The following is a 21,892-nucleotide window of genomic DNA, read 5'->3' on the forward strand; positions in this document are numbered from 1 at the left end:
ACAATCCCGTTGCTTCGATAAATTAGGAACAATAGTCTCATGCTGACCTGACGGTTATGTTCCAGCCCCAACAAAAAGCGCGTGCAATGTCCAAGAATTCCGCCCCACGAGACCTAAGCCTCAAGTGGTTGGAGCTGTTCCAGATTTGCGCGCGCAAGGGGTCGCTTCAGGCAGTGTCGAAGGAAACCGGCCTGACGATCAGCACGGTGTCCCACCACTTGCGCAATCTGGAAGACCACCTTGGCGTCGAGCTGTTCAACCATTCGCGCAGGCCCATGGTTCTGACTCCGAAGGGGCACGTGTTCTTGCGAAATATCGACGATGCGCTTTACGCCATCCGCAAGGCGAAAGCCGAAGCCTCGGCTGGCAGTATCACCGAGGCGAGTTACCTTAGGATTGGCACGATCGAGGATTTCGACAGTGACATCATCCCAGAGCTGGCGGTTTTCCTGTCGGGCCATATGCCGTCTTGCGAATTCATGTATCAAACCGACTCCAGCCACGCGATTATCGAGATGCTTCGCAATCGGCAGCTTGATCTGGGGATCACTACAACGCCCGATGGGCAGCTGCGCGATTTGCAGGAGCGCCCGTTATTGAAGGATCCTTTCGTCGTCGTGCTGCCGCGTTTCAGCGAGCAATCTTTGACCAGTGTTGTCGAAGGCCGCACCAAACTGCCGTATCTGCGCCTGTCCAGTAATCTGATGATCGGGCGGCAGATTGAATCGCAGATGCGGCGTATGGGGTACAAGACGCGGTCCGGGTTTGAATGCAGCAACAACCAGACGCTGATGGCGATGGTGGCCGCCGGGGCGGGTTGGACGATCACCACGCCGATGCTGTTTTCCCGTGCACAGCGGTTCCAGTCGAAGCTGGCCATGCATGCGTTCCCCGGCAAAAGCTTTTCGCGCACGCTTACCATCGTTGCGACGCCCGACTGCTCGCGTTCGCTGGTCGAGTTGATAGACAGCAAGATGCGGGTGTTGATCAGTGATCATGTTCTGTCTGCCCTGCATCGGCAGATGCCGTAGCTGGCAGACAGTTTCAAGCTGATAGACTGAGCTGGGTTAGAGCGACAGGATGTTGAACTGCGCACGGATTTCGCGTTCCTGCGCGGGTGACAGATAGGCCGGGTTGTGATCGCGCAGGATCTCTTGCGCTTTGACTTTGGCGCGGCCCCAGGCATCCATGGCCCCGTTCTGGGCCCACGTGCGGGGCTCGTCCCGATCCGCCAGTGTTGGATAGAAGTAATCGCGCTCCATCGCGGCGAAGGTATGTTGACCGCCCAGAAAATGCCCGTCGCCCAAAACTGCGTCGCAGATGGCATCGAACCCAAGGTTCTCGTCTGTCACCTCGATCCCGCGCAGCGCGCGATAGGTGTTCGAGTGCATTTCGTCGTCCAGCACGAAGCCTTCGAAGCTGACGCCAAGCAGTGACGCCGTCATGCCCGAGCTTTCATAGATCAGGTTGCCTCCGGCCAAGGCGGCGGCAAGCGACGTGATCCCTTTCTCGATCCCATATTGCGCGTCGATGGCCTTGGCGTCCGTCATCGAACAAGCCACCCCGGACGGCAGGCCCAGCCAGTTTGAAAGCTGTGCCGAGGCGGCGTTTAGAACGGCAGTTTCCCCGCTGCCACCGGAAAAGGCTCCCGTGCGCAGGTCAATGACCAACGGCCAGTTGGAAAACACCATGGGAAAGCCCGGCTGGATCGCATGCACCATCAGAAGGCTCGCCAGTGTTTCCGCCAAGGATTGCGCCAGAAAACCTGCCAAAGTGGCCGGGGCTGTCGCGCCCGCCTGTGCTGCTGTGATGCAGGAAATCGGGATGTTGTGTTTGATGCATTCATAGACCACGTCCACCGCGTCCTCGCCGTACCGCATGGGCGAAATCACGGGGCTGATATGAGCCTTCATGAAGGGACGTTTGGCGAACGCGCCCGGACCCCCAGCCGCGATGTCCAGCATCTTAACAATGGGGGCCACGTGTTCGGCCAAAGTGAACGAAGTTGCGGTCGGCTTGGTCGTGTTTTTCAGAAGCGCAAAGACAGTGTTCACGTCCAGATCATACGTGTCGGGGACGTCGGTGGCGACGCAGCAGCGGGTGAACCAGCTGACATTGGCCAGCGTGTCTTGAAGCCGCGTCAGGTCGTGAAGGTCTTTCAGCGTCGATGGCCGATAAATCCCGCTGTCCATGTCCAGCGTTTGCACCGCCGCGCCACCCGTGCCGAAATAGACCTTGTGGCCGCCTACCTCGATCGAGCGGTCGGGATCGCGCCCATGCAAGGTGAAGGTTTTTGCAGCCTGATCAATGGCTTCGGCAACCAGGGCGGGGGGAAACAGGATCCGCCCTCGTCCATTGTCGATGGCCCCGATGGCGCAGAGATCGTCGCGTAAGCGGTCCGGCACCTCGCCCACGCCCAGCCTTTCCAGAAGGTCAAGCGCTGTGTCGAAGATGCGCCGTAGGTCTGTGTCGCTAAGGGGCCGATACGCGCCGCCGATTTGGCCGGGAGGGCAGGGGTCAATCGCGGGTTTTGCGGCGCGTTGCGCCAGACGCTCGCTTCGGCCGCTCCTTTTTCCCCGCCGTTCGGCCATACGCCCCCCTGCTTCCAAGATCACAGTTTGATCCAACGGCGTTCACCACGTTCAGGGCAACTTTCTTGGAGTTACTTAGACAAAATCGAAACCTAAATTCGTTATTCTGATCATAACGCCATTGCGATTGCGAAGCGGGGCAAATTGCCCGTGTAGTCCCGTCAACAGACTTGGAGGCTCGGCCCAATGAAATCTCGCACCAAAGTAGTTGTAATCGGCGGCGGTATCGCTGGGTGTTCGACCCTTTATCATCTGACCAAAGAAGGGTGGAGCGATGTCGTTCTGGTTGAACGCAACGAGCTGACCAGCGGCACCACGTGGCACTCGGCCGCGCAGGTGACGAATTTCGGCGCCAACCAGACGATGGTGGGGCTGAAGACGCATTCGATCAACCTGTATAAAGAGCTGTCCGAGAACCCGGAATACCCGATCAACTATCACCACGCCGATGGTGGGATCCGTTTGGCCAATACCGAAGCGCAGATGCAGGGCTATCGGCATTTTGCGTCGATGGCGCGGGGCATGGGTGTCGAGTTCGAGGTGATCGACGCCGAGGAATGCGCCCGGCGCCACCCGTTGATTTCCACCACCAACTTGCTGGGCGGGCTGTGGGATCCTTTGGACGGGGACATCGACCCGGCGCAGCTGTGTCAGGCGCTGGCTTTTCATGCGCGTAAAGCCGGGGCCGAGGTCTATCGCAACACGCCCGTCACCGCGCTGACCCAGCACAAGGATGACACGTGGACTGTGCACACGGAAAAAGGCGACATTGACTGCGACATCGTGGTGAATGCCTGTGGTTATCGCGTGAACGAGGTCGGTGCGATGATGGGTGTGCATCACCCGGTCGCATCGATGGAGCACCAGTATTTTCTGACCGAAGACATCCCTGCGATTGCCGAGGCCGGGCATCGGATGCCGCTTTTGCGTTGTCCGATCAGCGATTATTATTCACGGCAGGAAAAGGGCGGGCTGCTGGTTGGGTTCTATGAACAGGACTGCAAGACCTGGGGCATGGACGGGATCGACCCGAATTTTGTGAACGCGCTGTGTCCCGATGATCTGGACCGCGTGATGGACGTGCTGGCGGGCGCGTTCGAACGGATGCCCGCGCTTGAGGAAACCGGGATCCGGTCCATCGTGAACGGGCCGATCACCTATACGATTGACGGCGCGCCTTTGGTCGGGCCGATCCCCGGCAAACGCAACGCGTTCTGCATCATTGGTCTGCGCGCGGGCCTTGGGGAAGGGGGCGGCCATGGCTGGCTGCTGGCGCAACAGATCGTGCATGGCGAAGCCTGCTATGACACATGGTGCATCGATCCGCGCCGCTTCACCGGCCACACCAATGTCGAGCTGACGGCGCTGAAAGCGATCGAGGATTACCAAAACGAATTCCGTTTCCACTTTCCGCATGAACACCGCCCCGCCGGGCGGCCAGCAAAGACCACGCCCCTGACGCCCATTCTGGCCGCAGAAGGGGCCGAGTTTACCGTGGTTAATGGGTGGGAGCGTATGGACTACATCAAACCCTCACCGGACTTTCATCCCACGCTCAGCTTCAGCTTTGACGAGGCCTTCGACATCGTTGCCGCAGACGTGAAGAACGTGCAGGAAAATGTCGGCCTGTGCGAAGTGAACGGCTTCGACCGGTTTGAAATCACCGGCGCGGATCGCCACAGCTTCCTTGATCGCATGTTCTGCGGAACGGTCACCAAGCGTGATGGGCGTGTCGGGCTGGGATATCTTTTGAACCATCACGGCATGGTCAAGAGCGAGGCGACCGTGGCGAATATCCCGGCCTCGGATCGGGGGCCGGATCGGGTGTGGTATGGCTCGGCCGCGGCCAGCGAATATCACGATATGGACTGGCTGACCCAGCATATTGGTGCGGGCGAGGATGTTCAGATCCGATCGTTGACCAACGACCAGACCATTTTGGTTCTAGCGGGTCCCAAGGCGCGCGATGTGCTGTCGGCATGTGCGCGTGGCGACTGGTCGAAAGAGGCCTTCCCGTGGCTGTCCGTGCGCGAATGCTTCATCGGATTTGCGCCGGCCACCGTCATGGGCGTCAGCTTCTCGGGCGAGCTGGCGTATGAAGTCCACGTGCCAAATGCCTCGCTTTATGCAGCCTATCTGGCGCTTCGCGAGGCGGGCAAGGCGCATGGGTTGAAACTGTTTGGTGCGCGGGCGGTTGATGCGATGCGGATGGAGAAAGGTTTCCTGCATTGGAAAGCCGACATCGTGACTGAATTCGACCCGTTCGAAACCGCGCTGGATCGCTTCGTGAAACTGGACAAGGGCGACTTCATCGGGAAAGAGGCATTGGCCAAGCGCAAGGCCAATGGGCCCACAAAAAAGCTGGTCACGCTGAAGGTGGATCAGACCCACGCCCCGGCGTATGGTGGCGCGTCTTTGATGCAAGGCGACACGGTTGTCGGGACTATCACCTCGGGCGATTGGGGGCATAGGGTCGGCATGAACCTGGCCTATGCTTTCGTGGATCCGGATCTGGCAGCCGTGGGCAGCGCGATGAAACTGGATATGTATGGCGATTTGGTGGATGCTACTGTCACCGACCCCAGCCCTTATGACCCGAGTTATACGCGGATGCGCAGCTAAATTTGAAAGCTCCAACCATGCCTTTTACCCATTTCACGAAAGATAAATGCTGATCCCATGGCCATCACCTATTTGAAACAGGCTGCCCCTCGGCCCGCTGCTGAAAACAACGACATCCGGGATATTGTCTCGATCATGTTGGCGAATATTGACCGCGATGGCGAGGACGCCGTTCGTCGTTATGCCGAGCAGTTGGACAAATGGACGGGCGATGTTGTGCTGTCCGATGAAGACCGGCACGCCGCTTGCGCGCGGGTTTCGCAGGATCTGAAAGACGACATCCAATTCGCTCATTCCAACATTCGCCGCTTTGCCGAGGCGCAAAAGGCCACCATGTCGGATTGTGAGATCGAGGTCATCCCCGGACTGATCGCAGGCCAAAAGCAGATCCCAGTGACCAGCGCGGGTTGCTATGTGCCCGGCGGGCGCTACAGCCATATCGCCAGCGCTTTGATGACCATCACCACCGCCAAAGTGGCGGGTGTGCAGCATATTACAGCGGTATCTCCGACCCGGCCCGACATCGGCATTCCAGACGCGATTGTCTATGCGATGGATCTGTGCGGCGCGGATCTGATCCTGAACCTTGGTGGGGTGCACGGCATCGCTGCCATGGCGCGGGGCCTGTTTGGGGCCAAGCCCGCGGATATTCTGGTCGGTCCTGGCAATGCCTATGTCGCCGAAGCCAAGCGCATGCTGTTCGGAGAGGTTGGGATCGACATGTTCGCAGGCCCGACGGATTCCTTGGTGATCGCGGATCATACGGCAGATATTGAAACGGTCGCCTGGGATTTGGTCAGTCAGGCGGAACACGGGGCCGACAGCCCGGTTTGGCTGGTCACGACCAGTGAAACACTGGCGCAGGGGGTTTTGCAGCGGGCCGATCACCTGATCAGCCAATTGCCCGAGCCCAACCAATCTGCCGCCCGGCAAGCATGGGTCGACCGCGCCGAGGTGGTCCTGTGCGACAGCCGTGAAGAGGCAGCACAGGTCAGTGACCGTTATGCGCCCGAGCATTTGCAGGTACAGGCCGAGGATCTGGACTGGTGGCTGGACCGTCTGTCCGCCTATGGATCCCTTTTCCTAGGGAAAGAGGTCACGGTGTCCTTTGGCGACAAGACCTCGGGCCCGAACCACGTATTGCCCACCAGCGGGGCTGCGCGGTATACGGGCGGGTTGTCAGTCCACAAGTTTACCAAAACTGTCACGTGGCAACGCAGTAACGACATTGCGGCACATGAACTGGCGCTGCGCACCGCGCGGATCAGCCGGATGGAGGGCATGGAAGGCCACGCGCGCGCTGCCGAGTTACGGTTGAAGCGGACGTAATTTCACCAATTAAAACCGTATCTTGAACACTGCGCCGCCGTCGTTTGGGACGACGTCTAATGTCGCGCCATAGATATCCAGAAGCGCGGATACGATGGCCAAACCCATCCCTGTCCCCCCTTGGGCGCGGCGGGTGGTGAAGAAGGGATCGGCAAGGTGGGCCGCATCGTTTTGTGACACCCCTTCGCCATCATCCGAAATGGTCAAAACCCCGTTTTGGGATTGAAGCGACAGGGTTGTCGCGCCATGGGCCCGTGCGTTCTGCGCCATATGCAACAGAATGATTTCGCCATGTTCAACGGATAAAGGGATCTCGCGGTCGCTGGGGTCAGTGATCTGGATCGTCAGACCGTCGATATCGGGCAACATGGCCGCCAATTCGCCCGGCCCTTTCTGGGTTTCTTGCCGCAGCTGAGTCATCTCGCGCAGACGTGTCAGCAACGTGTTCATGCGCCCGCTTTCGCTGCGGACATTGCCCAGCAGTTTGGCGCGGTTTTCGGCGCTTAAACCGTCACTTTGCAACAGCTCGGCAGCGCCAGAAATGGACGTGACGGGCGACTTCAATTCGTGGGTGACGTGATCGGTATAGGTCGCGATCTCTTTCGATCTTTGATCCAGAGTATCCGCCATCGACAACATGCTTTCGCCCAGATCGGCCAGTTCGCGCACACCATAGTGGCGCAAGGGTTCGGCGTTGGGCTGATTGCCGGCAGCAATCGCGCGTGCCTCGTTGCGCAAGCCCCGGATGGGGTGGGACATAAGACGCAACAAAAGAAAGCCAAGCAGCAGCGCGCCGGACAGAGTGAAAACGCCCATGATCATCAGGGGATCACGCTCGCGGAACACAAATTTGCGCAAACTTAAGGGCGTGCGTGACAGCAGCACAACGCCGATCACGCGGTCTTCGGACAGCACCGGGAAGGCCACGAACACCCGATACCCCGTGTCGCGGCTGATCGAATTCAGCGGGTGGCGGCCATAATCGTCGTCGCGGGCGCGCAAGGTAACACCGACGCCTCCGGTCAGGGCGGTCTGTACCTCGGGCAGGGCTGCGAAATCATGCAGCCCATCTTCGCCCAGCCCGACGCCTTGATGGTCCAGAAAAATGGCCCCGGCTAAGGTTGTTCGGCCTGCTTCCTTTGCAAGCGCGCGTAGGCGGGGCAGTGTTTCGACATGGCGTGGGTCGGCATGCGCGTCGACGGGATTACCGGCGGGCAGAGGAGGTAGAACCTGTTGTTTACGAACGTCAATTCGCGACGGGATAGGGCGCAGACCCTCGTCCCAGAACGCCATCTGCTTGTCCTCTGCGGTGGGGCCAATGGGTGGACCACCCAAGGCATCGAACGTGGTTCGATAGACCTCGGCATAGATGGCGCCTTGTTTCAGAAGAGACTGTTCGGTTTCGCGGACAAACTGGTTCGATTTCAGCTGCACGGTCAGCATTGCCGCAAGCGGGATCGACACAAGCCCCACGCAGATGAACCCCACCACCAGCGCCATCGAGGGGCGCCATTTTTGACGTATCCGGGTCACAGGCTGCATGGGCCAAGTTTGATGCCGACGCCGTGGACGGTCGCGATGATGTCGTCACAGCCCACCGTCGCGGCCTTGGCGCGGATGTTGCGGACATGGCTGTCAATCGTACGGCCCGACATGGTCGAGTTCGCGCCATAGATGGCTTGAATCAACTGGTTGCGGTCATGCACGTGTTCGGGCCGCGCAAGCAGGCTTTCCAGAAGCTGGAACTCGGTCGCGGTCAAGTCCAGTGCGTGATCGGCAATCCGGCAGACATGCCCCGCGCTGTCCAAGGACAGTTGCCCATGGTTTTGCGGGCGCGACGCTGCGTGGACCCGAGATAAGATCGCCTTGATCCGCAACACCAGTTCGCGCGGGCTGAAAGGTTTGGGGACGAAATCGTCCGCCCCCAATTGAAAGCCCAGCACCCTGTCGATCTCGTCATCGCGGGCGGTCAGGAACAAGACCGGGACGTCTGATCGCGCGCGGATCGCCTTGCAGCAATCGAACCCGTCCATGTTGGGCATGCCGATATCCAGTACCACAAGGTCGATCTTTTCACGGGTCACGTGGGTCAGGGCGATCTCGCCGTTCGAGGCTTCGGTCGTGCGCATACCTGCGGCTTCCAGCGCGATGCGGATGATGTCGCGGATTTTGGGATCATCGTCTACGATCAGAACATGCGTAACCATAGATGATGTGTTGCAAGGGGCAGGGGCGATGTCCAGCCTAACTTGTTGACGGGTCATAGGATTACACCCGTTTTAACCGGCGTGGGCGCAGGCCCAACAGGGTCATGACGGCGACAAGGATCATGCCAAGCATGGCCTCGGGTTCTGGCGCTGAAGATCCCGAGAACCCCTGCGGATAGGCCTTTTCGCTGACGCCCGACACCATCGGCAGCGGGACGCCCGCCGGCGTTGCAGCTTGACCCGACGTGTTCACCACCTTCCGCGAAACCGCCACGAACGAGGTGTTCCGCGTTTGCAGTGAGAACTCCAGCCCCAGCCGCGTGATCTCGGCATCGGCCGCTTGGGTCCGGTCGCCTACAGCGATGCGGCGCTCCATCACGGCGATCTTGTTGCGGGCCCAGATCAGGGGCAAAGCTGCCTCGCCTTCCTGATCGGACAGGACCAGCTTTACGGGCATTTCCGCCTTATGTCCCTGAACCAGACCTTTCAGCGTTACCTTTCCCTGATCGGACCCCTTATAGCGCGCATAGACACGCAGGCTGTTGCCCGCGAACAGATCCGGGATGCGCGTGGGCGTGATGTCTGTGATCTGAAGCCCGCCCCAGTCGATCTGAATATCCGTTAGAAGGGGGGTTTTCAGATTGGCGGCCATGATTTCGGCCACGTCCATCGCGTCTTCGTCCAGCCCGACATATCGGGCGTAACCGCGGCCCTCTTCGGCCATGGCGTCCAGTAAATAACGGTTGACCGAGTTGCCAATCCCGAAGGCATAGATCCGCGCCTGACCGATTTGTTGGCGAATGGTGTGCAGGACCTTGGCTTCGCCACCGATATAGCCGTCAGATAGGAACACCACGATGCGCATGGTGCCCGCGGGGCTTTTGGTGGCGAAAGCGGTGCGGATCGCATTGTTGATTTCAGTTCCTCCGCCGGCAGACAGTTGCGAGACGAACTTGCGCCCGGCTTGGATGTTGCTGGTCGTTGCAGGGGTTGTCCCTTGCGCAAAATGCCGGGCCGAATTCGAGAACGGGATGATGCGGAAGTAATCGTCGGGGCGCAGTCCCTTCAGGGCTGCATCCATGAAGCGTTTGCTGGCGGCCATAGGTTCGCCTGACATCGATCCCGAAGTGTCCAGAACAAAGACCAGCTCGCGCGGGGTGGCGGTGGCTTCATCGGGGATGGCGGGCGGCTCGATCATCACCGACAGGAAACCGCCGCGGGCGTCGTGATGGGTCAGGGTGGCGGCCTGAAGCACATCCCCGCCCAACATATACCGCAACACCAGATCCTTGTTGTCCATCACCTTGCCTTGGGTGAATTCGGCACTCAGCCCTGTGTCGGTTTCAGTAATATCCAGCGGATGGGTCGGGCTGGCGAAGTGCGAGACTTCGACCCCCGCGACCATATTCACGTCCAAGGACACGCGATCCGACAGAAAGCTGTCGGGCAGGGTCAGACCCGCCACCTTCGGATAGGCGGGCAGGGGGCTGACCGACCATGTGGCGTTTTGCAGGGGGGCTTCGTCATCTTGCGCGACGGGCGGTTGATCCGCCGTCGGGCTTTGATAGCGCGGGCCGACGATCATCGGGATCACCAGCTCGTGCTGCCCATCGATCTTGGGCACCATCTGCACGTATTTCAGCGTCACCTCGACCGGCAGGCCGGGCATCAGGTTCGCGATTTTCTGGGTGAACATGTTGGGGCGGTGCTGGGTCAGCAAAGCGGCGGCTTTGCCTTCCGAGGCGGCTTGCTTGTACTCGGCTTCGGCCTTGTGTTTCTCGCGAATGATCGCCTGCACGATTTCATCGCCCACCTGCATGGTCATTCCAAAAACGGCGGCGTTTTGGTTCAGGGGGAAGAGGTATTCGGCCTCAAGCGGGACCTGGGACGGGTTCGAGAATGTCTGGCGCAGCTCGACCGTGGCCATGTCGCCTTCGATATTGACCGCATAGGCGCTGTCCAGCATGGGCAGTTCGATCTGTTTGCCATCGACGTGCGCCACCACACGCCCGGCAACGTCTTCGTGGTCCGTCTGGGCAAACACTGACAACGGGATTGTGATTGCATAGGCGACCAGCACGATCAGAAGTGTCACGCGATTGATGCGAGGGAACCGTCGGCCCGGATTGCGGGGCTGCGTGCGGTCAGAGGTGAAATAGGTCATGGGAAACTCCTTTTCGTCGGTCAAATGTCAAAGATCCAAAGCGGCTAGTGCGGCGGCCTCGAAGGCTGCGCGTTGGGGTTCGGGTAGGGATTTGGGGGTGATGCGCTGAACGGATTGCCACACGCGCGAGGAACCGTTCAGCCAGCTCCAGACGGCTTCGCCGACGCCGGCGGTCTGCGCGCCGTCTTGCGAAACAAAGCTGACGGCGACGGTCCAGACTTGTCCATCGGGCGCGGTTGCCTCGTAAATGGATGTGGGCAAAGGGTCGAAGCGAGTGCCCATAAAACGGACGTCATATCCCATCCCCAACAAGCAGGTTGCGGGCGAATGCAGATGGCGTAGGGGCGATGCGGTGCGCACGATGTTCAGGCCCATCGGTCCGAATTGAGCCTTCTGCGCGGTGCCGCCATAACTGGCGAAGTAATGCTGTTCGGTCGGGGAAAGCGGGACGGGTTGCGCCGGGTTGCCCAGCAGCTGTTCCGGAACATAGATCGCGGTCACGCTGTCTGAACGGTCCAGCGGCGTGCGCGGGGCGTTTACCACCGCCACGGCCAAGCCAAGCGCCAGAAGGGTTGCGGGCAAGTGCAGGATGTTGGGCAGTTTGAACGTCCGCTGCGTATTTTGGCGCGGAGCGGCAGGTTGCGGGCGATAGAAGATCACCAAGGGCAACGCGACCAGTGCTAGGGATGCAAGACCGATGGCGGAATGCAGTCCCGGCTCCATCGTGTTGATGCCGTGTCCCAGCCCGGCGGCAAGCAGCGTGATCCGAACGCCATTGCCGACCACCGTGGCCAGCCCGATCACCACGCCTGCCAGCATTGCATGCAGAAACCCGGGGCGAAACAGGACGTTGATGAAGGACCACAGACTGACCATCAACAACAGGCCCGATGCGCCGGAACAGGGAAGGTCAACCAACACGTCGATGCCGTTCAGTTGAAGGCGCACGCCCTCGCATATCAGGTCAGAGAAGAAGGGCGAGAGTGCCGCGCAGGCGACCTCGGCCGACATCATCTGAAGGGGGAAGCCTGCGACGCGTTGCAGGATCGGGGCCAAGGGCAGGCAGAACAGGAAAAACACCGACAGCCAGAAGGGAGAGAGCGCGATTTTGCGCTGGTCCAGCCGCAGGAAAGTGGCCAGCGCGAAGACGTCGATGGCCAGCGCAAGGGCGCTCAGGACATTGATCGCCAACATCTGCCCCGCCAACCGGATGGCGGCGGCGAAAAGGAATAGAACAAAAACGCGCCCTCGTGCGTCTGGCCCGTTTGGGGACGAACTGCTGAAGGACAGGATTGCCAGCCCGATAATCACAGCGGCGTACCATCCCCCCATTGATTGGTAGGACGGATCGCGCCAGCTGGTTAACAACCATCGCACGGGCTCGATGGCCAACAGGGCTGATGCAGTTGCAAGGCCAATCCACAACAAGGTATCGCGTTTTTGTTCCATAACGCGGTTTTGCGCAGACAGTTGTGCAGATCAGTGGCGCAAGTTGTGCAGAAACTGTGCAGCGAGGGAGCCCGGTAGCGTGGCGGTGGAACATATGGGCGTTGACGCCCATATAGTGCGAGGCGGGCTGATTGCGCCCAAATTAAAGAGCGTGCTTACACAAGCGCTCGAATATACCCTGCGATTTGCCTAGCAAATCGGGGCAAAATATCGCGTCATCGCCGGTGTCCGGCGATGATCTAAAGTTCTTGTCGAAGTTTTGATTGTTCAGCTGCAAACCTAGCTTGTCAGACAACTGTGTCATCGTGTCCTGCGGGTGCCGTCGCAGGCTGTCTTGCGTGACAAGCGTCAACCTTTGGCCAGCCGAAATTCGGGTTTCAACGTATTGAAAGGCGCTGATCCAATAGTTGAGCCAATGGTTCGGATCCTCGGGCGCATAGGCGGATGAGGCAAATCCCGGAAACATCATTGGCGTATAGATGTGCCCGAATTCAAAATGCCCAATGTCCATCATGTATTTGCGGACAAAATCATCGTCCTTTTGAAGGGTCAGGAAGTTTAGGTGCTGGCGATGTAGAGATTCCGCATGGCGAGCTGGTTGACGAAGCGGTATTACAATTTCGCTTTCGGGAAAGGCGCTTGGAAGATACTCAAGCCGGCAGATATTGGCGTTATTCTTAGAACAGTACCGCACGGGAAGCTTTGGGTCTTGTCCAAAGCGCGCCCGGATGATCTTCGCCATATGCTCGGAAAGGAACTGATCTGCGTCAGGATTGCGATCACTTTGACCCCATAGGCCGATTCCTTCGGCAGAATACTTTTCGGGCCATTGCATTTTCCAGATGACCTCTTCGAAGGCCTCGGGGCTGTCAAGATCGATGCTAAGCCCGTCACCATGGGCGCGTTCGCGTGTGGCAACAGAGCGTTTCGCGCCGCCCGCCAGACGGTCCCACAACAGTGGCGCGGTTAGAAAAGGCATATCGCGGTAAGTGTGGGTCGCAATGCCCGGGATCTGCGCCAGGGCGTTCAGCAGTGCCGTTGTTCCGCCCCGTGCCAGCGAGGTGACGAATATCGGAGGCGCTGCCGTCAGTCGCGGCTTCCCCATCAACCGGTCCTCAAGCCGTGACACACGGCGCTGAAGCGAAGGGCTGGAAAAGGCAATCCCATGCAGAAATTGTTCCACGTCCGAATAGCTGTTGGTTTCGGCCTTTGCGGCGTTGGCCTTGCGCTTGGCCCGGCGGCGGATGACTTCACCAATCGCAATTGCCACGACCGAGACGATTAGAATGAAATCCAACCGCATCATAAACGATAAAACATCCTCGCTGCTGGCAATGCCCAAGAGATCCGCCAAGAATATCGGGATCGCTGTTGCCGCTAGGACGAGTGCAAAGCGAACGGCGATGGAAAAAGATGCCGCAAGCAATGAGAGCGCAGCACGGCGGACCGCAATTTCCTTTTCTTCATCGTCGAGAGTGCGATCCGTGATGGTGGATATGCCAGACATGGCAGTCGAGACGGTTTTCTGTGCGACCGACAAGATCCCGCTGCGCCATAACCCAAATCCAAAGGCCGCGACAGCGAGCAGAGAAACGATAAGGACAGGTGTCATTCGCCCTCGGCGGATTTGTTCTGGGCTTGCCCGGCCCGTTTTCGCTTCATCATTCTTTTGAGGGGATACCAAACCAGCCCGATGATCAAAAGCAGCAGACCCGCACCGAACGCCAGCACGACGGCGAATGCACCCAGTCCAGCGCCCGGCCCGATATACGCTGCTGCGGGACCTGGTAGGATCGCAAGAAGCAGGATTACCGGAAGTAAGCGGGCAGTTAAGAGAGGTTTAAACAAGGACCATTCCTTCCGTTTCGCGAATATTCGCGGTTAGCTACAAGAATATTGGGTTGGCGCGCCGTCATTGAAATATGCGCGTGGGAAAACGTTGGCATTCCTTATCTCTCCGACAAAATTGTCGTCAATGCGATTAACGTATTCCCAGACAATCTGGTTGTTGGCGTCAATCTCGATCACTCGCCCAGCGTCGAATTCTGTGATTATCACGCCGTCGTTCGCAAGAAGTTCGTGCTGCCCGCGGATGACAGACAGCATTTCTTGTCCATCTCCACCGTAACGAATTTCCGTTTCATTCGTTACAGGGTCTACCAAGATGATATTCGTTTCATAGGGCGAATTTATATCAGTTTGCCCCGAGCGATACACGTTTTTGAAAACATTGTTATTGAATACCGAAATTCGTCCGTCTGGACGAAATTCAGGGTCGTGTTGCCTAATCCACGGACCAGTTTGATGCCACTTCACGGCGCGCGTCTTGCCGTCGAGAACCATCACCAGGTTCAGCCCTCGCATTGAAATCGCAAGGTCGCCCGCATCAAAGAGCGGAAAGGCATCTGCCAAATCTGCGGGCAGCTCCGCCAGCTTGTTAGAATGCACAAGCTCTTTTCGTCCGCCGCTTTTGTCGGTGAAGCTTTCGCCGTTCGCGGTAAGCAGCGGAAGCAAACCGCCGTCGCGCATTAAAGTCGCAATCGAGACCTGTTCCAATATTTCGCCGGTTTCGGAAACCCGCATAATGGTGTCGTCTAGGACAATACCCGTGTCATCGTTCGCAGATGAAAATGGTGGAAACCGTTCCGGTTGGTCCATAGGGGACCATAGATAGCGACCCAGCAACCAATAGCCCCCATTCTCGGAACGGGTGACCGAGTGATGCGTTAAGTCGGAAATTGTCCACAAGACGGACCCGCAGCGATCAATCTTAACGGCACCGCAGTATTCGTAGTTGAATACCAATTCGCCGTCCTCGGTCAAAAAGGCACCGTGGGTATCTACGCGCAATGGCGATGCAACATTACAGACACGGTTTTGCCGATCGGGAAAGTGCTCGAAATAGTTGAGCGACCATTTGTGCACAACAGTCCCGTCGCGCTCGACAAGCCTTGCTTGATTTTCGTCTTCGAAAAACCCGACCATGAAAACGAGGTGATCGTCATTCGCTTTGTTCGTTACAACCCCATCACCTTGATTTCGTGAGGGCTGCAAATGGTGCCGACGGGGATCTACACTTGCCTCAATGCCGTCGCTTGTTAGATCCTGCCAGACGGCTTTCAATGCCGGAACCGGTGGCAGGTTGTTCCAGTCGGCGATGACGCCGAACAGAAACGAACCCCCGAACCCCAATATGACAATCGATCCGAGGAACACGAGCCTCGCAATTTTATCCGAAAACGGCACGGCAAACCCTTCAAAAACCACGAGAACTCGCAGACTTCGCTTAGCCTAATAACATGCATGAGCCTTGGTTCCTAGGAGAAAGGATCATCCGGTTGCGGCGAAAATGATTGGGTGGATGCAGCGTCCACGCCACCATGATTGGGAATAGACATCAATCGACGACATGAATTAAAATCGGAGTTAAGCTTGCGTTGATCCTTGTCTAATTTCATCTCCTTTTTCTCAGTTATAAGAAGTGAAAGGAAATGTCTCGCGAGTAACGGCATATCTACATGAAGTTCACTTTTTAGATCTGGGATATAATTGATGGATACCGATCACCTTCGCCTGTTCGTAATGGCGGCAGAGCGGCTTAATATCAGTGCGGCGGGTCGTGACCTTGGCCTTGCACCTGCCGTGGCAAGCGCCCGCCTTGCCAAGTTGGAAACAGAACTTGGGGTAGAGCTGTTGCGGCGCACCACACGCAAGGTTTCATTGTCTCTGGAAGGGTCGGATTTTCTGCCCTATGCCCGCGAAATTCTTGCACAGGAAGAGGCCGCAAAAGCAGCGTTGGGTGGCACGGATGTTGGCCCAAAAGGCACGTTGCGCTTTGCTGCGCCTAGCAGTTTTGCACAGTTACACATCATGCCGCTTTTGCCTGAATTTCAAACTCTTTTCCCCGATCTGACGCTGGACCTGCGCCTTTCGGATACCAGTTTTGATGCTATCGAAGGAAGCTTCGATCTTGCCCTGAGAAGTGCCCCGCTGGAGGACAGCAGTTTGAAGGGGCGCAAGTTGTCGGATGATACCCGTGTACTATGTGCATCGCCAAGCTATCTGGAAACCTTCGGGACACCCGCGCACCCATCCGAACTGTCGAGCCACCATTTCATCGCGTGGTCCAATCTTGACCCACGTGGTTTAATCAGCACCAATGGTGAAACTGTACAACTTGACCCGCAGGCCATGACTTGCAGCACAATTGTCGATGACGGCGACGCGCAACGCGAGGCGGCAGTGGCGGGTGTGGGCATTGCGATAAGTTCGATGTGGAATATCGAACACGAAATTGCGGCAGGGCGCTTGGTCCGCGTGTTGCCAGATTGGTCCTTGAACGAGGCAACAGTTCTTTGGCTGGTCTATCCTCGCTCGAATGTTCTGACCCCCAAGACCCGAATATTCATCGATTTCTTGATCGAACGGCTGGGAAACCGAAAGAGCTGGTCAATTTAAAGCGACCGAATTGCCTTGGGCTGATGATATCTCAACACGAAGAAGACCGTGCCACGCATCAATGTGACATGGCTTCGTTTTGGGGTGGGTACCACAGGCGTACATCTCAAAAAAAATTTGCTCATGCTGAAACTAATCTGTGCAGCCTTTCGTGATTAGGGGCAGAGCGCATCCTGATAGGTGCGCGCTTGAGACCTATTTGAAAGGAAGAACGATGAAAATCCAAGCTCTTGTGACGTCCCTGATCGCCCTTGCCGCCACCCCGGCACTTGCCGCGGGCCACGCAACGGTTTCCGGTTATTCTTTGGCTGATGATGGCGCAACGCTCGTCGTAATGAGCGATGTGAATGCCCCCGGCGATGTGATGACTTACAGCCTGACCTCTCCGTTGAAGGCGATTGCCTGGCGCCCGGTGACCGGCGAACTTCTTGGATTCTCGGACGGGATGATCGCGAAGATTGACCCAATGTCAGGCGAGATGACCGACCTGGGTGCCACGTTCATGGACGGTGCAATGATTGGTGACGGCAAGATGGTCGCATTTGATTTCAACAACAAGATCGATGCTGTACGCGCAGTTACATCGGTTGGTGACAACCTTGTCTATTTCCCGGAAGGCTTCGGGGATAACGATGAACGGGCTGGTTCTGTACGGCGTTTCACCGACCTCGCCTATGCAGAGGGCGATGCCATGGCGGGTACTGCACCCATGATCTTTGCCAATGCTTATACGAACGCCATCAATGGCGAAACCGCCGGTGCAACATTCCAATATGCGCTTGATGCTGCAACAGACACATTGGTCAGCTTGGCCAATAATGCTGGGACTTTGGAAACCATCGGTAAAATCACCGTTGATGGGGCGCCCGTCGATTTGGCCCCTTGGGGTGGATTTGACATCGTTTCGGCCGAAGAAGGTGACAACATGGCGCTGGCTATCCTGCAAATGGAAGGTGCTGCATCTGCCGGTCTTTACGAAATCGACCTTGAAACTGGGGCGGCGACAATGAAAGCCGATCTGGGCATGGGTGGCTTGTCGGGCTTTGCTGCATCGCTTGGCAAATAGCCTGCAATAGTTAAGTGGCGAGTGTTTGAGTCCTGAGTAGGAAGTCCCCGGCGGCAAGAGATTGCCGTTCGGGGGCTTTTCTGTCAGGTAAGTTAGGAGTCGGAAATTTCCAAGCTGCCAAGGGCGCGCATGACGAACCGCAATGATATTGAGAAGTTGATTGGTAGAGTTGCGCTTGGTGACAGGGCTGCGCTGGCTGCGCTTTACGACGCCACAAGCGGGAAACTTTTCAGCGTTTGCCTTCGTGTCTTGAATAACAAGGCAGAAGCCGAGGACGCGCTACAAGATGTATACCTTCGGATCTGGTCCAAAGCTGACAGATATGCGGTGACAGGTCACAGTCCGATGACATGGCTTATTACTGTTGCTCGGAATCTTGCCATTGATCGGTTGCGTGCGAAGAAGACTTCTCATGTTGATCTCGATAGCGTGGGTGAGCTTGTCGAGAAACGCCCAGGGCCCGAAGCGGCAAGCATTGCCGCATCTGAACAACGCCGGATCAGTGCCTGTTTTGAAGAATTGCCGCCCGACCGGGCCGATGCCGTGCGTGCTGCCTATCTGGATGGCGTAACCTACCAAGCGCTTGCGGACCGCTTTGATGTACCGCTGAATACAATGCGAACATGGCTGCGCCGCAGCCTGATATCTTTGAAGGAGTGCCTTTCGCGATGAGCGACCATCAGGACATCAGCGAGGACGAGGCGCTGGCCGCCGAATACGTCTTGCGCCTGCTGGACGCGGACGCAGAGCGGGCCTTCGAAGCGCGGCTTCAAGTCGAACCTGATCTGCGCGCGCAGGTGCATTTCTGGGAAGCGGAGTTTTCGGCCTTGGCGTCCGATGTGCCGGATGTGACCCCTTCACGAGCAGTCAAATCCAAACTTATGGCCAAATTAGGCGGCCGTGAACGAAGCTCGTGGCGATTGTGGTCAATGAGGGGGCTTGCCTTCCCAAGCTTAGGCATTCTTGCAGCGATAGCTTTCCTTGTTTTCAGTTCAATGCTGCGCGGTCCAGACTTTGATCCGACGCTTCATGCCACATTGATTTCAGAAGACGGTGCATTGCACATTGAAGCGGGTTATGCCCCTGACGGTAATCTGTTCAAGGTCATCCCTCAAAGGGGTGTGCCAGCGACAGGCAGGGATTTCGAGCTTTGGGTGATTGGCGCGAATGCCAATGCGCCTGTGTCCTTGGGTGTTATTCCTGCGGATCAGGAAAGCTTGTTCCAAATCACTCCCGAGATTGCAGCCTTAATTGACGGCGGAGTGTTGGCGGTTTCGGATGAACCCAAAGGCGGCTCGCCTACGGGTGCGCCGACAGGGGCCGTTTTGGCAACTGATGAGTTCTTTGACGCAGATTTATTTCAGGCAAGCTGAAACTTCTTCTCACTTCGTGCCGTGGCTCTCGTAACCGCAAATGATCGCGGGCAACCTCGAGAGGAGAAAAATATGAAACTCGTATCCAAGCTAGCCACCGCCGCTGTAGCGCTGACAATGGCAACCGCTGCCTATGCGGAGAACCCTATGGTTGGCGGCGCCCCGATGTTCGAAACCAAGAACATTGTGGAAAACGCGGTGAACTCTGCCGATCACACGACGTTGGTCGCTGCGGTTAAAGCGGCAGGTCTTGTAGAAACGCTGCAAGGCCCGGGCCCCTTTACGGTCTTCGCCCCCGTGAATGATGCCTTCGCCGCATTGCCTGCTGGAACCGTTGACACACTTCTGAAGCCTGAGAACAAGGATATGCTGGTCAAGGTACTGACTGCGCATGTCGTTGCAGGTGACTGGTCAGCCGCAGATCTTGCACGTCAGGCCCGCGCCTCGTCCGATGGGTTCTATCACTTCAAGGCTGTGTCGGGCGATGCCCTGTCGGCGCAGGTGAAAGGGAATGATGTCTACATATATGACGAAAACGGCAACGCTGGCCGTGTGACCATCGCCGATGTCGATCAGTCGAACGGCGTGATCCATGTTGTCGACGCGGTTCTTGTTCCTAAGTAAGGCAAGAATATCGGCAGGGATGAGCCAGCCTATTTCCCCCTGGGCTGGCTTATTCTGTTACCACTTGAGCAGGTGTCATACGCGCCACAGGACTTTAATCATGATGTCCGGCGCAGCTTTCTTGACCCGGCCCTTAAGCTTGAGTTTCCGGGCCTAACGCCTTGTGAAATCCAGTTCTCGCCTTAAAAATTCTGCCAGTCCAAGACCACTTTTCCTGACCGACCAGATTTCATGTCGGCAAAGCCTTTTGCGAAGTCGGCGGCACTGAAACGGTGTGTAATTATACCGCTGATGTCCAAGCCATTTTGCAGCATTGCGATCATCTTGTACCATGTCTCGAACATTTCGCGCCCATAGACACCTTTGATCGTGATTGCTTTGAAGACGATGCGGCTCCAATCAACGGGTGACTGGCCCGGTGGAATCCCCAGCAATGCAATTTTGCCGCCCATGACCAAGGCTTCAACCATCTGGTCGAGGGCTATTTGGCTCCCGGACATTTCCAGTCCAACATCAAAGCCCTCTTTCAGGCCAAGCTCAACTGCGACATCCGCCAAGTCTTCTTGTGACACATTCACGGTCCGCAGGTTTGATACGACCTTTTCCGCAAGATCCAACCGGTACGTATTTACGTCGGTCAGCACAACGTTTCGCGCGCCTGCGTGCCGTGCGACAGCAGCCGCCATGATGCCAATGGGGCCTGCGCCGGTGATGAGTACATCTTCGCCAAGCAGATCAAAGCTGAGGGCGGTGTGAACTGCGTTGCCCAAGGGATCAAGGATCGCGCCAATTTCGTCTGGAATGTCATCTGGCAGGGGGACCACATTAAACGCGGGTAGTCTTAGATATTGGGCAAAAGCACCTTGTTCGTTCACCCCAATACCACGCGTGCCGGGATCGAGGTGGAACTTTCCCGACCTTGATTGACGGCTGTCGTTACCGATCAAATGTCCCTCGCCAGAGCAGCGTTGCCCCAGTGACAGCCCGGTGACATTGCGTCCGATCTCGACGATTTCTCCTGCAAACTCGTGCCCTGTGATCATTGGAACGGGCACCGTGGCTGATGCCCACTCGTCCCAGTTCCAGATATGAATGTCAGTGCCGCAAATGCAAGTCTTGTTAATACGGATCAAAACATCATCCGGGCCGATTTCGGGAACTGGCGCTTCGATCTGCCAAAGCCCTTCCTCGGGTTTGGTCTTGGGCCAATTGCGCATCGCCAAGCATCACGGGGATGATCGGATGCTCACCGGGAAGAAGGTCAAATCCAAGCTGTTTCAAGCCTGCACGCCAATAGGCCGCGTTGTCAAAAAGCTGTGTTCTGAGCGCTGCACCAGCTTCAACCAATTCAATCGCTTCAAGCCCTGCCGCCACGACCGCAGGAGGAAGAGAGTTGGAAAAGAGGTAGGGGCGGGCACGTTGGCGCACTCTAAGTTTGCGTTGAATGTCGCGTTCGTCGTTCGTCATGAAAGCTTCCTCCATCCCAAATTGGGGAATTTACAGGAAGTGTCCCGAAAGTCCGTACATATCTACAGTCTCGGGCAGTTTTGTCATCGGTTCGGTTCTAGTCACTCAGGACAACGCGATGGACTTCTACTATCCTGACAGCCCGTTCTAAGGCTCTCTGCGGCCACCGGCGCGATTGCGTGCCGGTAGCTCTTATCGCCGCTCGCTTGTCGATGCTAGCCACTGAGTCCTGAAGGAACTTACCAGTAGGGAATGTCATTTATGGCCTGGCGGAAATCTATCACTTATGTCGCCCGAGATAATGCCCGAATATCTCAATCTCGGGCCACCTAATTGCAAAACTTAAAATGGGGGGTATTGGACATCTCCCGATCTACTACAAGTTATGTATAAATCGACGTGTCCCTATGTGCCCATTTGGGGCCACCCAAATGCAAAACTTTTGCAAAGAAATAAGGGCTTTGCTTGGTGTCGGGTTTGTTTGGTTTCAAACACCAATGGCTTGAGCGCTGAGCCCTGCTTGTTTCAAACGCCGTTTGTTG

The 21,892-nt window shown here is 57.2% G+C and carries 17 protein-coding genes and 1 pseudogene; 8 read left to right on the forward strand and 10 right to left on the reverse strand.

The genetic code is table 11. The features are described 5' to 3' along the window. Nucleotides 1-86 precede the first annotated feature (86 nt). The gene (locus tag ACXAH3_RS14850; RefSeq protein WP_474862880.1) at nucleotides 87-1,031 is read left to right on the forward strand and encodes a LysR family transcriptional regulator; all 945 of its coding nucleotides are present in this window, start codon (nucleotides 87-89) and stop codon (nucleotides 1,029-1,031) included. A 36-nt stretch (nucleotides 1,032-1,067) separates the two neighbouring features. Here ACXAH3_RS14850 and ACXAH3_RS14855 read toward each other — a convergent pair whose 3' ends face one another. Beyond that, nucleotides 1,068-2,591 (reverse strand): trimethylamine methyltransferase family protein, encoded by a 1,524-nt coding sequence (locus ACXAH3_RS14855; RefSeq protein WP_474862881.1) that lies wholly within the window; start codon nucleotides 2,589-2,591, stop codon nucleotides 1,068-1,070. 186 nt (nucleotides 2,592-2,777) lie between these two features. Here ACXAH3_RS14855 and ACXAH3_RS14860 point away from each other — a divergent pair, with 186 nt between their 5' ends. Together ACXAH3_RS14860 and hisD are read left to right on the forward strand one after the other, a co-directional pair. Continuing rightward, a complete protein-coding gene (locus ACXAH3_RS14860; RefSeq protein WP_474862882.1) occupies nucleotides 2,778-5,213 on the forward strand; it encodes a GcvT family protein in 2,436 nt (811 codons plus the stop codon). Between the two features lie 57 nt (nucleotides 5,214-5,270). Continuing rightward, on the forward strand, nucleotides 5,271-6,542 hold the full coding sequence (gene hisD / locus ACXAH3_RS14865; protein WP_474862883.1) for a histidinol dehydrogenase: 1,272 nt from the start codon (nucleotides 5,271-5,273) through the stop codon (nucleotides 6,540-6,542). Between the two features lie 9 nt (nucleotides 6,543-6,551). Here the strand turns inward: hisD and ACXAH3_RS14870 are convergent, their stop codons facing one another. The 7 genes from ACXAH3_RS14870 to ACXAH3_RS14900 all read right to left on the reverse strand — a co-directional run bounded on the left by ACXAH3_RS14870 (nucleotide 6,552) and on the right by ACXAH3_RS14900 (nucleotide 15,629). Further along, on the reverse strand, nucleotides 6,552-8,042 hold the full coding sequence (locus tag ACXAH3_RS14870) for an ATP-binding protein (protein WP_474862884.1): 1,491 nt from the start codon (nucleotides 8,040-8,042) through the stop codon (nucleotides 6,552-6,554). Nucleotides 8,043-8,071: 29 nt separating this feature from the next. Then, nucleotides 8,072-8,806, reverse strand: coding sequence for a response regulator transcription factor (locus ACXAH3_RS14875; RefSeq protein ID WP_474862885.1), 735 nt, complete (start codon nucleotides 8,804-8,806; stop codon nucleotides 8,072-8,074). A 4-nt stretch (nucleotides 8,807-8,810) separates the two neighbouring features. Then, a complete protein-coding gene (locus ACXAH3_RS14880) occupies nucleotides 8,811-10,913 on the reverse strand; it encodes a VIT and vWA domain-containing protein (protein WP_474862886.1) in 2,103 nt (700 codons plus the stop codon). Between the two features lie 27 nt (nucleotides 10,914-10,940). After that, entirely contained in the window at nucleotides 10,941-12,362 is a 1,422-nt protein-coding gene (gene xrtT / locus ACXAH3_RS14885; protein WP_474862887.1) for an exosortase T, read from the reverse strand. 142 nt (nucleotides 12,363-12,504) lie between these two features. Then, nucleotides 12,505-13,974, reverse strand: a complete 1,470-nt coding sequence (locus tag ACXAH3_RS14890; protein WP_474862888.1) for a sulfotransferase — start codon at nucleotides 13,972-13,974, stop codon at nucleotides 12,505-12,507. Next, nucleotides 13,971-14,210 (reverse strand): hypothetical protein, encoded by a 240-nt coding sequence (locus ACXAH3_RS14895; RefSeq protein WP_474862889.1) that lies wholly within the window; start codon nucleotides 14,208-14,210, stop codon nucleotides 13,971-13,973. The genes ACXAH3_RS14890 and ACXAH3_RS14895 overlap by 4 nt, the downstream gene beginning before the upstream one ends. Before the next feature lie 33 nt (nucleotides 14,211-14,243). After that, entirely contained in the window at nucleotides 14,244-15,629 is a 1,386-nt protein-coding gene (locus ACXAH3_RS14900) for an arylsulfotransferase family protein (RefSeq protein WP_474862890.1), read from the reverse strand. Between the two features lie 285 nt (nucleotides 15,630-15,914). Between ACXAH3_RS14900 and ACXAH3_RS14905 the strand changes: the two genes are divergently transcribed. From ACXAH3_RS14905 to ACXAH3_RS14925, 5 genes are all read left to right on the forward strand, one after another. Beyond that, a complete protein-coding gene (locus ACXAH3_RS14905) occupies nucleotides 15,915-16,820 on the forward strand; it encodes a LysR family transcriptional regulator (protein WP_474862891.1) in 906 nt (301 codons plus the stop codon). 214 nt (nucleotides 16,821-17,034) lie between these two features. After that, a complete protein-coding gene (locus ACXAH3_RS14910; protein WP_474862892.1) occupies nucleotides 17,035-17,886 on the forward strand; it encodes a DUF4394 domain-containing protein in 852 nt (283 codons plus the stop codon). Between the two features lie 129 nt (nucleotides 17,887-18,015). Next, nucleotides 18,016-18,558 (forward strand): sigma-70 family RNA polymerase sigma factor, encoded by a 543-nt coding sequence (locus tag ACXAH3_RS14915; RefSeq protein WP_474862893.1) that lies wholly within the window; start codon nucleotides 18,016-18,018, stop codon nucleotides 18,556-18,558. Beyond that, the gene (locus ACXAH3_RS14920) at nucleotides 18,555-19,259 is read left to right on the forward strand and encodes an anti-sigma factor (protein ID WP_474862894.1); all 705 of its coding nucleotides are present in this window, start codon (nucleotides 18,555-18,557) and stop codon (nucleotides 19,257-19,259) included. The genes ACXAH3_RS14915 and ACXAH3_RS14920 overlap by 4 nt, the downstream gene beginning before the upstream one ends. 72 nt (nucleotides 19,260-19,331) lie before the next feature. Further along, complete coding sequence (locus ACXAH3_RS14925; RefSeq protein ID WP_474862895.1) at nucleotides 19,332-19,883, forward strand: fasciclin domain-containing protein; 552 nt, start codon at nucleotides 19,332-19,334, stop codon at nucleotides 19,881-19,883. A gap of 182 nt (nucleotides 19,884-20,065) precedes the next feature. On the opposite strand, the gene tdh is transcribed toward ACXAH3_RS14925, so the two are convergent. Together tdh and ACXAH3_RS14935 are read right to left on the reverse strand one after the other, a co-directional pair. After that, nucleotides 20,066-21,100 (reverse strand): L-threonine 3-dehydrogenase, encoded by a 1,035-nt coding sequence (gene tdh, locus ACXAH3_RS14930; RefSeq protein ID WP_474862896.1) that lies wholly within the window; start codon nucleotides 21,098-21,100, stop codon nucleotides 20,066-20,068. Further along, nucleotides 21,081-21,311 (reverse strand): annotated as a pseudogene (locus ACXAH3_RS14935) (aminotransferase class I/II-fold pyridoxal phosphate-dependent enzyme); the annotation flags it as partial. The pseudogene ACXAH3_RS14935 and the gene tdh, both read right to left, overlap by 20 nt. Nucleotides 21,312-21,892 lie beyond the last annotated feature (581 nt).

Source organism: Aliiroseovarius sp. ABM4_368 (genome assembly GCF_056161205.1).

What these genes read in the sequence shown, in the direction of transcription:
- ACXAH3_RS14860 (WP_474862882.1), top strand. Translation starts at nt 2,778, where the DNA reads ATGAAATCTCGCACCAAAGTAGTTGTAATCGGCGGCGGTATCGCTGGG.
- xrtT (WP_474862887.1), bottom strand. Translation starts at nt 12,362, where the DNA reads ATGGAACAAAAACGCGATACCTTGTTGTGGATTGGCCTTGCAACTGCA.
- ACXAH3_RS14905 (WP_474862891.1), top strand. Translation starts at nt 15,915, where the DNA reads ATGGATACCGATCACCTTCGCCTGTTCGTAATGGCGGCAGAGCGGCTT.
- ACXAH3_RS14870 (WP_474862884.1), bottom strand. Translation starts at nt 8,042, where the DNA reads ATGGCGCTGGTGGTGGGGTTCATCTGCGTGGGGCTTGTGTCGATCCCG.
- tdh (WP_474862896.1), bottom strand. Translation starts at nt 21,100, where the DNA reads ATGCGCAATTGGCCCAAGACCAAACCCGAGGAAGGGCTTTGGCAGATC.
- ACXAH3_RS14925 (WP_474862895.1), top strand. Translation starts at nt 19,332, where the DNA reads ATGAAACTCGTATCCAAGCTAGCCACCGCCGCTGTAGCGCTGACAATG.
- ACXAH3_RS14880 (WP_474862886.1), bottom strand. Translation starts at nt 10,913, where the DNA reads ATGACCTATTTCACCTCTGACCGCACGCAGCCCCGCAATCCGGGCCGA.
- ACXAH3_RS14855 (WP_474862881.1), bottom strand. Translation starts at nt 2,591, where the DNA reads ATGGCCGAACGGCGGGGAAAAAGGAGCGGCCGAAGCGAGCGTCTGGCG.
- hisD (WP_474862883.1), top strand. Translation starts at nt 5,271, where the DNA reads ATGGCCATCACCTATTTGAAACAGGCTGCCCCTCGGCCCGCTGCTGAA.
- ACXAH3_RS14910 (WP_474862892.1), top strand. Translation starts at nt 17,035, where the DNA reads ATGAAAATCCAAGCTCTTGTGACGTCCCTGATCGCCCTTGCCGCCACC.
- ACXAH3_RS14875 (WP_474862885.1), bottom strand. Translation starts at nt 8,806, where the DNA reads ATGACCCGTCAACAAGTTAGGCTGGACATCGCCCCTGCCCCTTGCAAC.
- ACXAH3_RS14850 (WP_474862880.1), top strand. Translation starts at nt 87, where the DNA reads ATGTCCAAGAATTCCGCCCCACGAGACCTAAGCCTCAAGTGGTTGGAG.
- ACXAH3_RS14890 (WP_474862888.1), bottom strand. Translation starts at nt 13,974, where the DNA reads ATGACACCTGTCCTTATCGTTTCTCTGCTCGCTGTCGCGGCCTTTGGA.
- ACXAH3_RS14920 (WP_474862894.1), top strand. Translation starts at nt 18,555, where the DNA reads ATGAGCGACCATCAGGACATCAGCGAGGACGAGGCGCTGGCCGCCGAA.
- ACXAH3_RS14915 (WP_474862893.1), top strand. Translation starts at nt 18,016, where the DNA reads ATGACGAACCGCAATGATATTGAGAAGTTGATTGGTAGAGTTGCGCTT.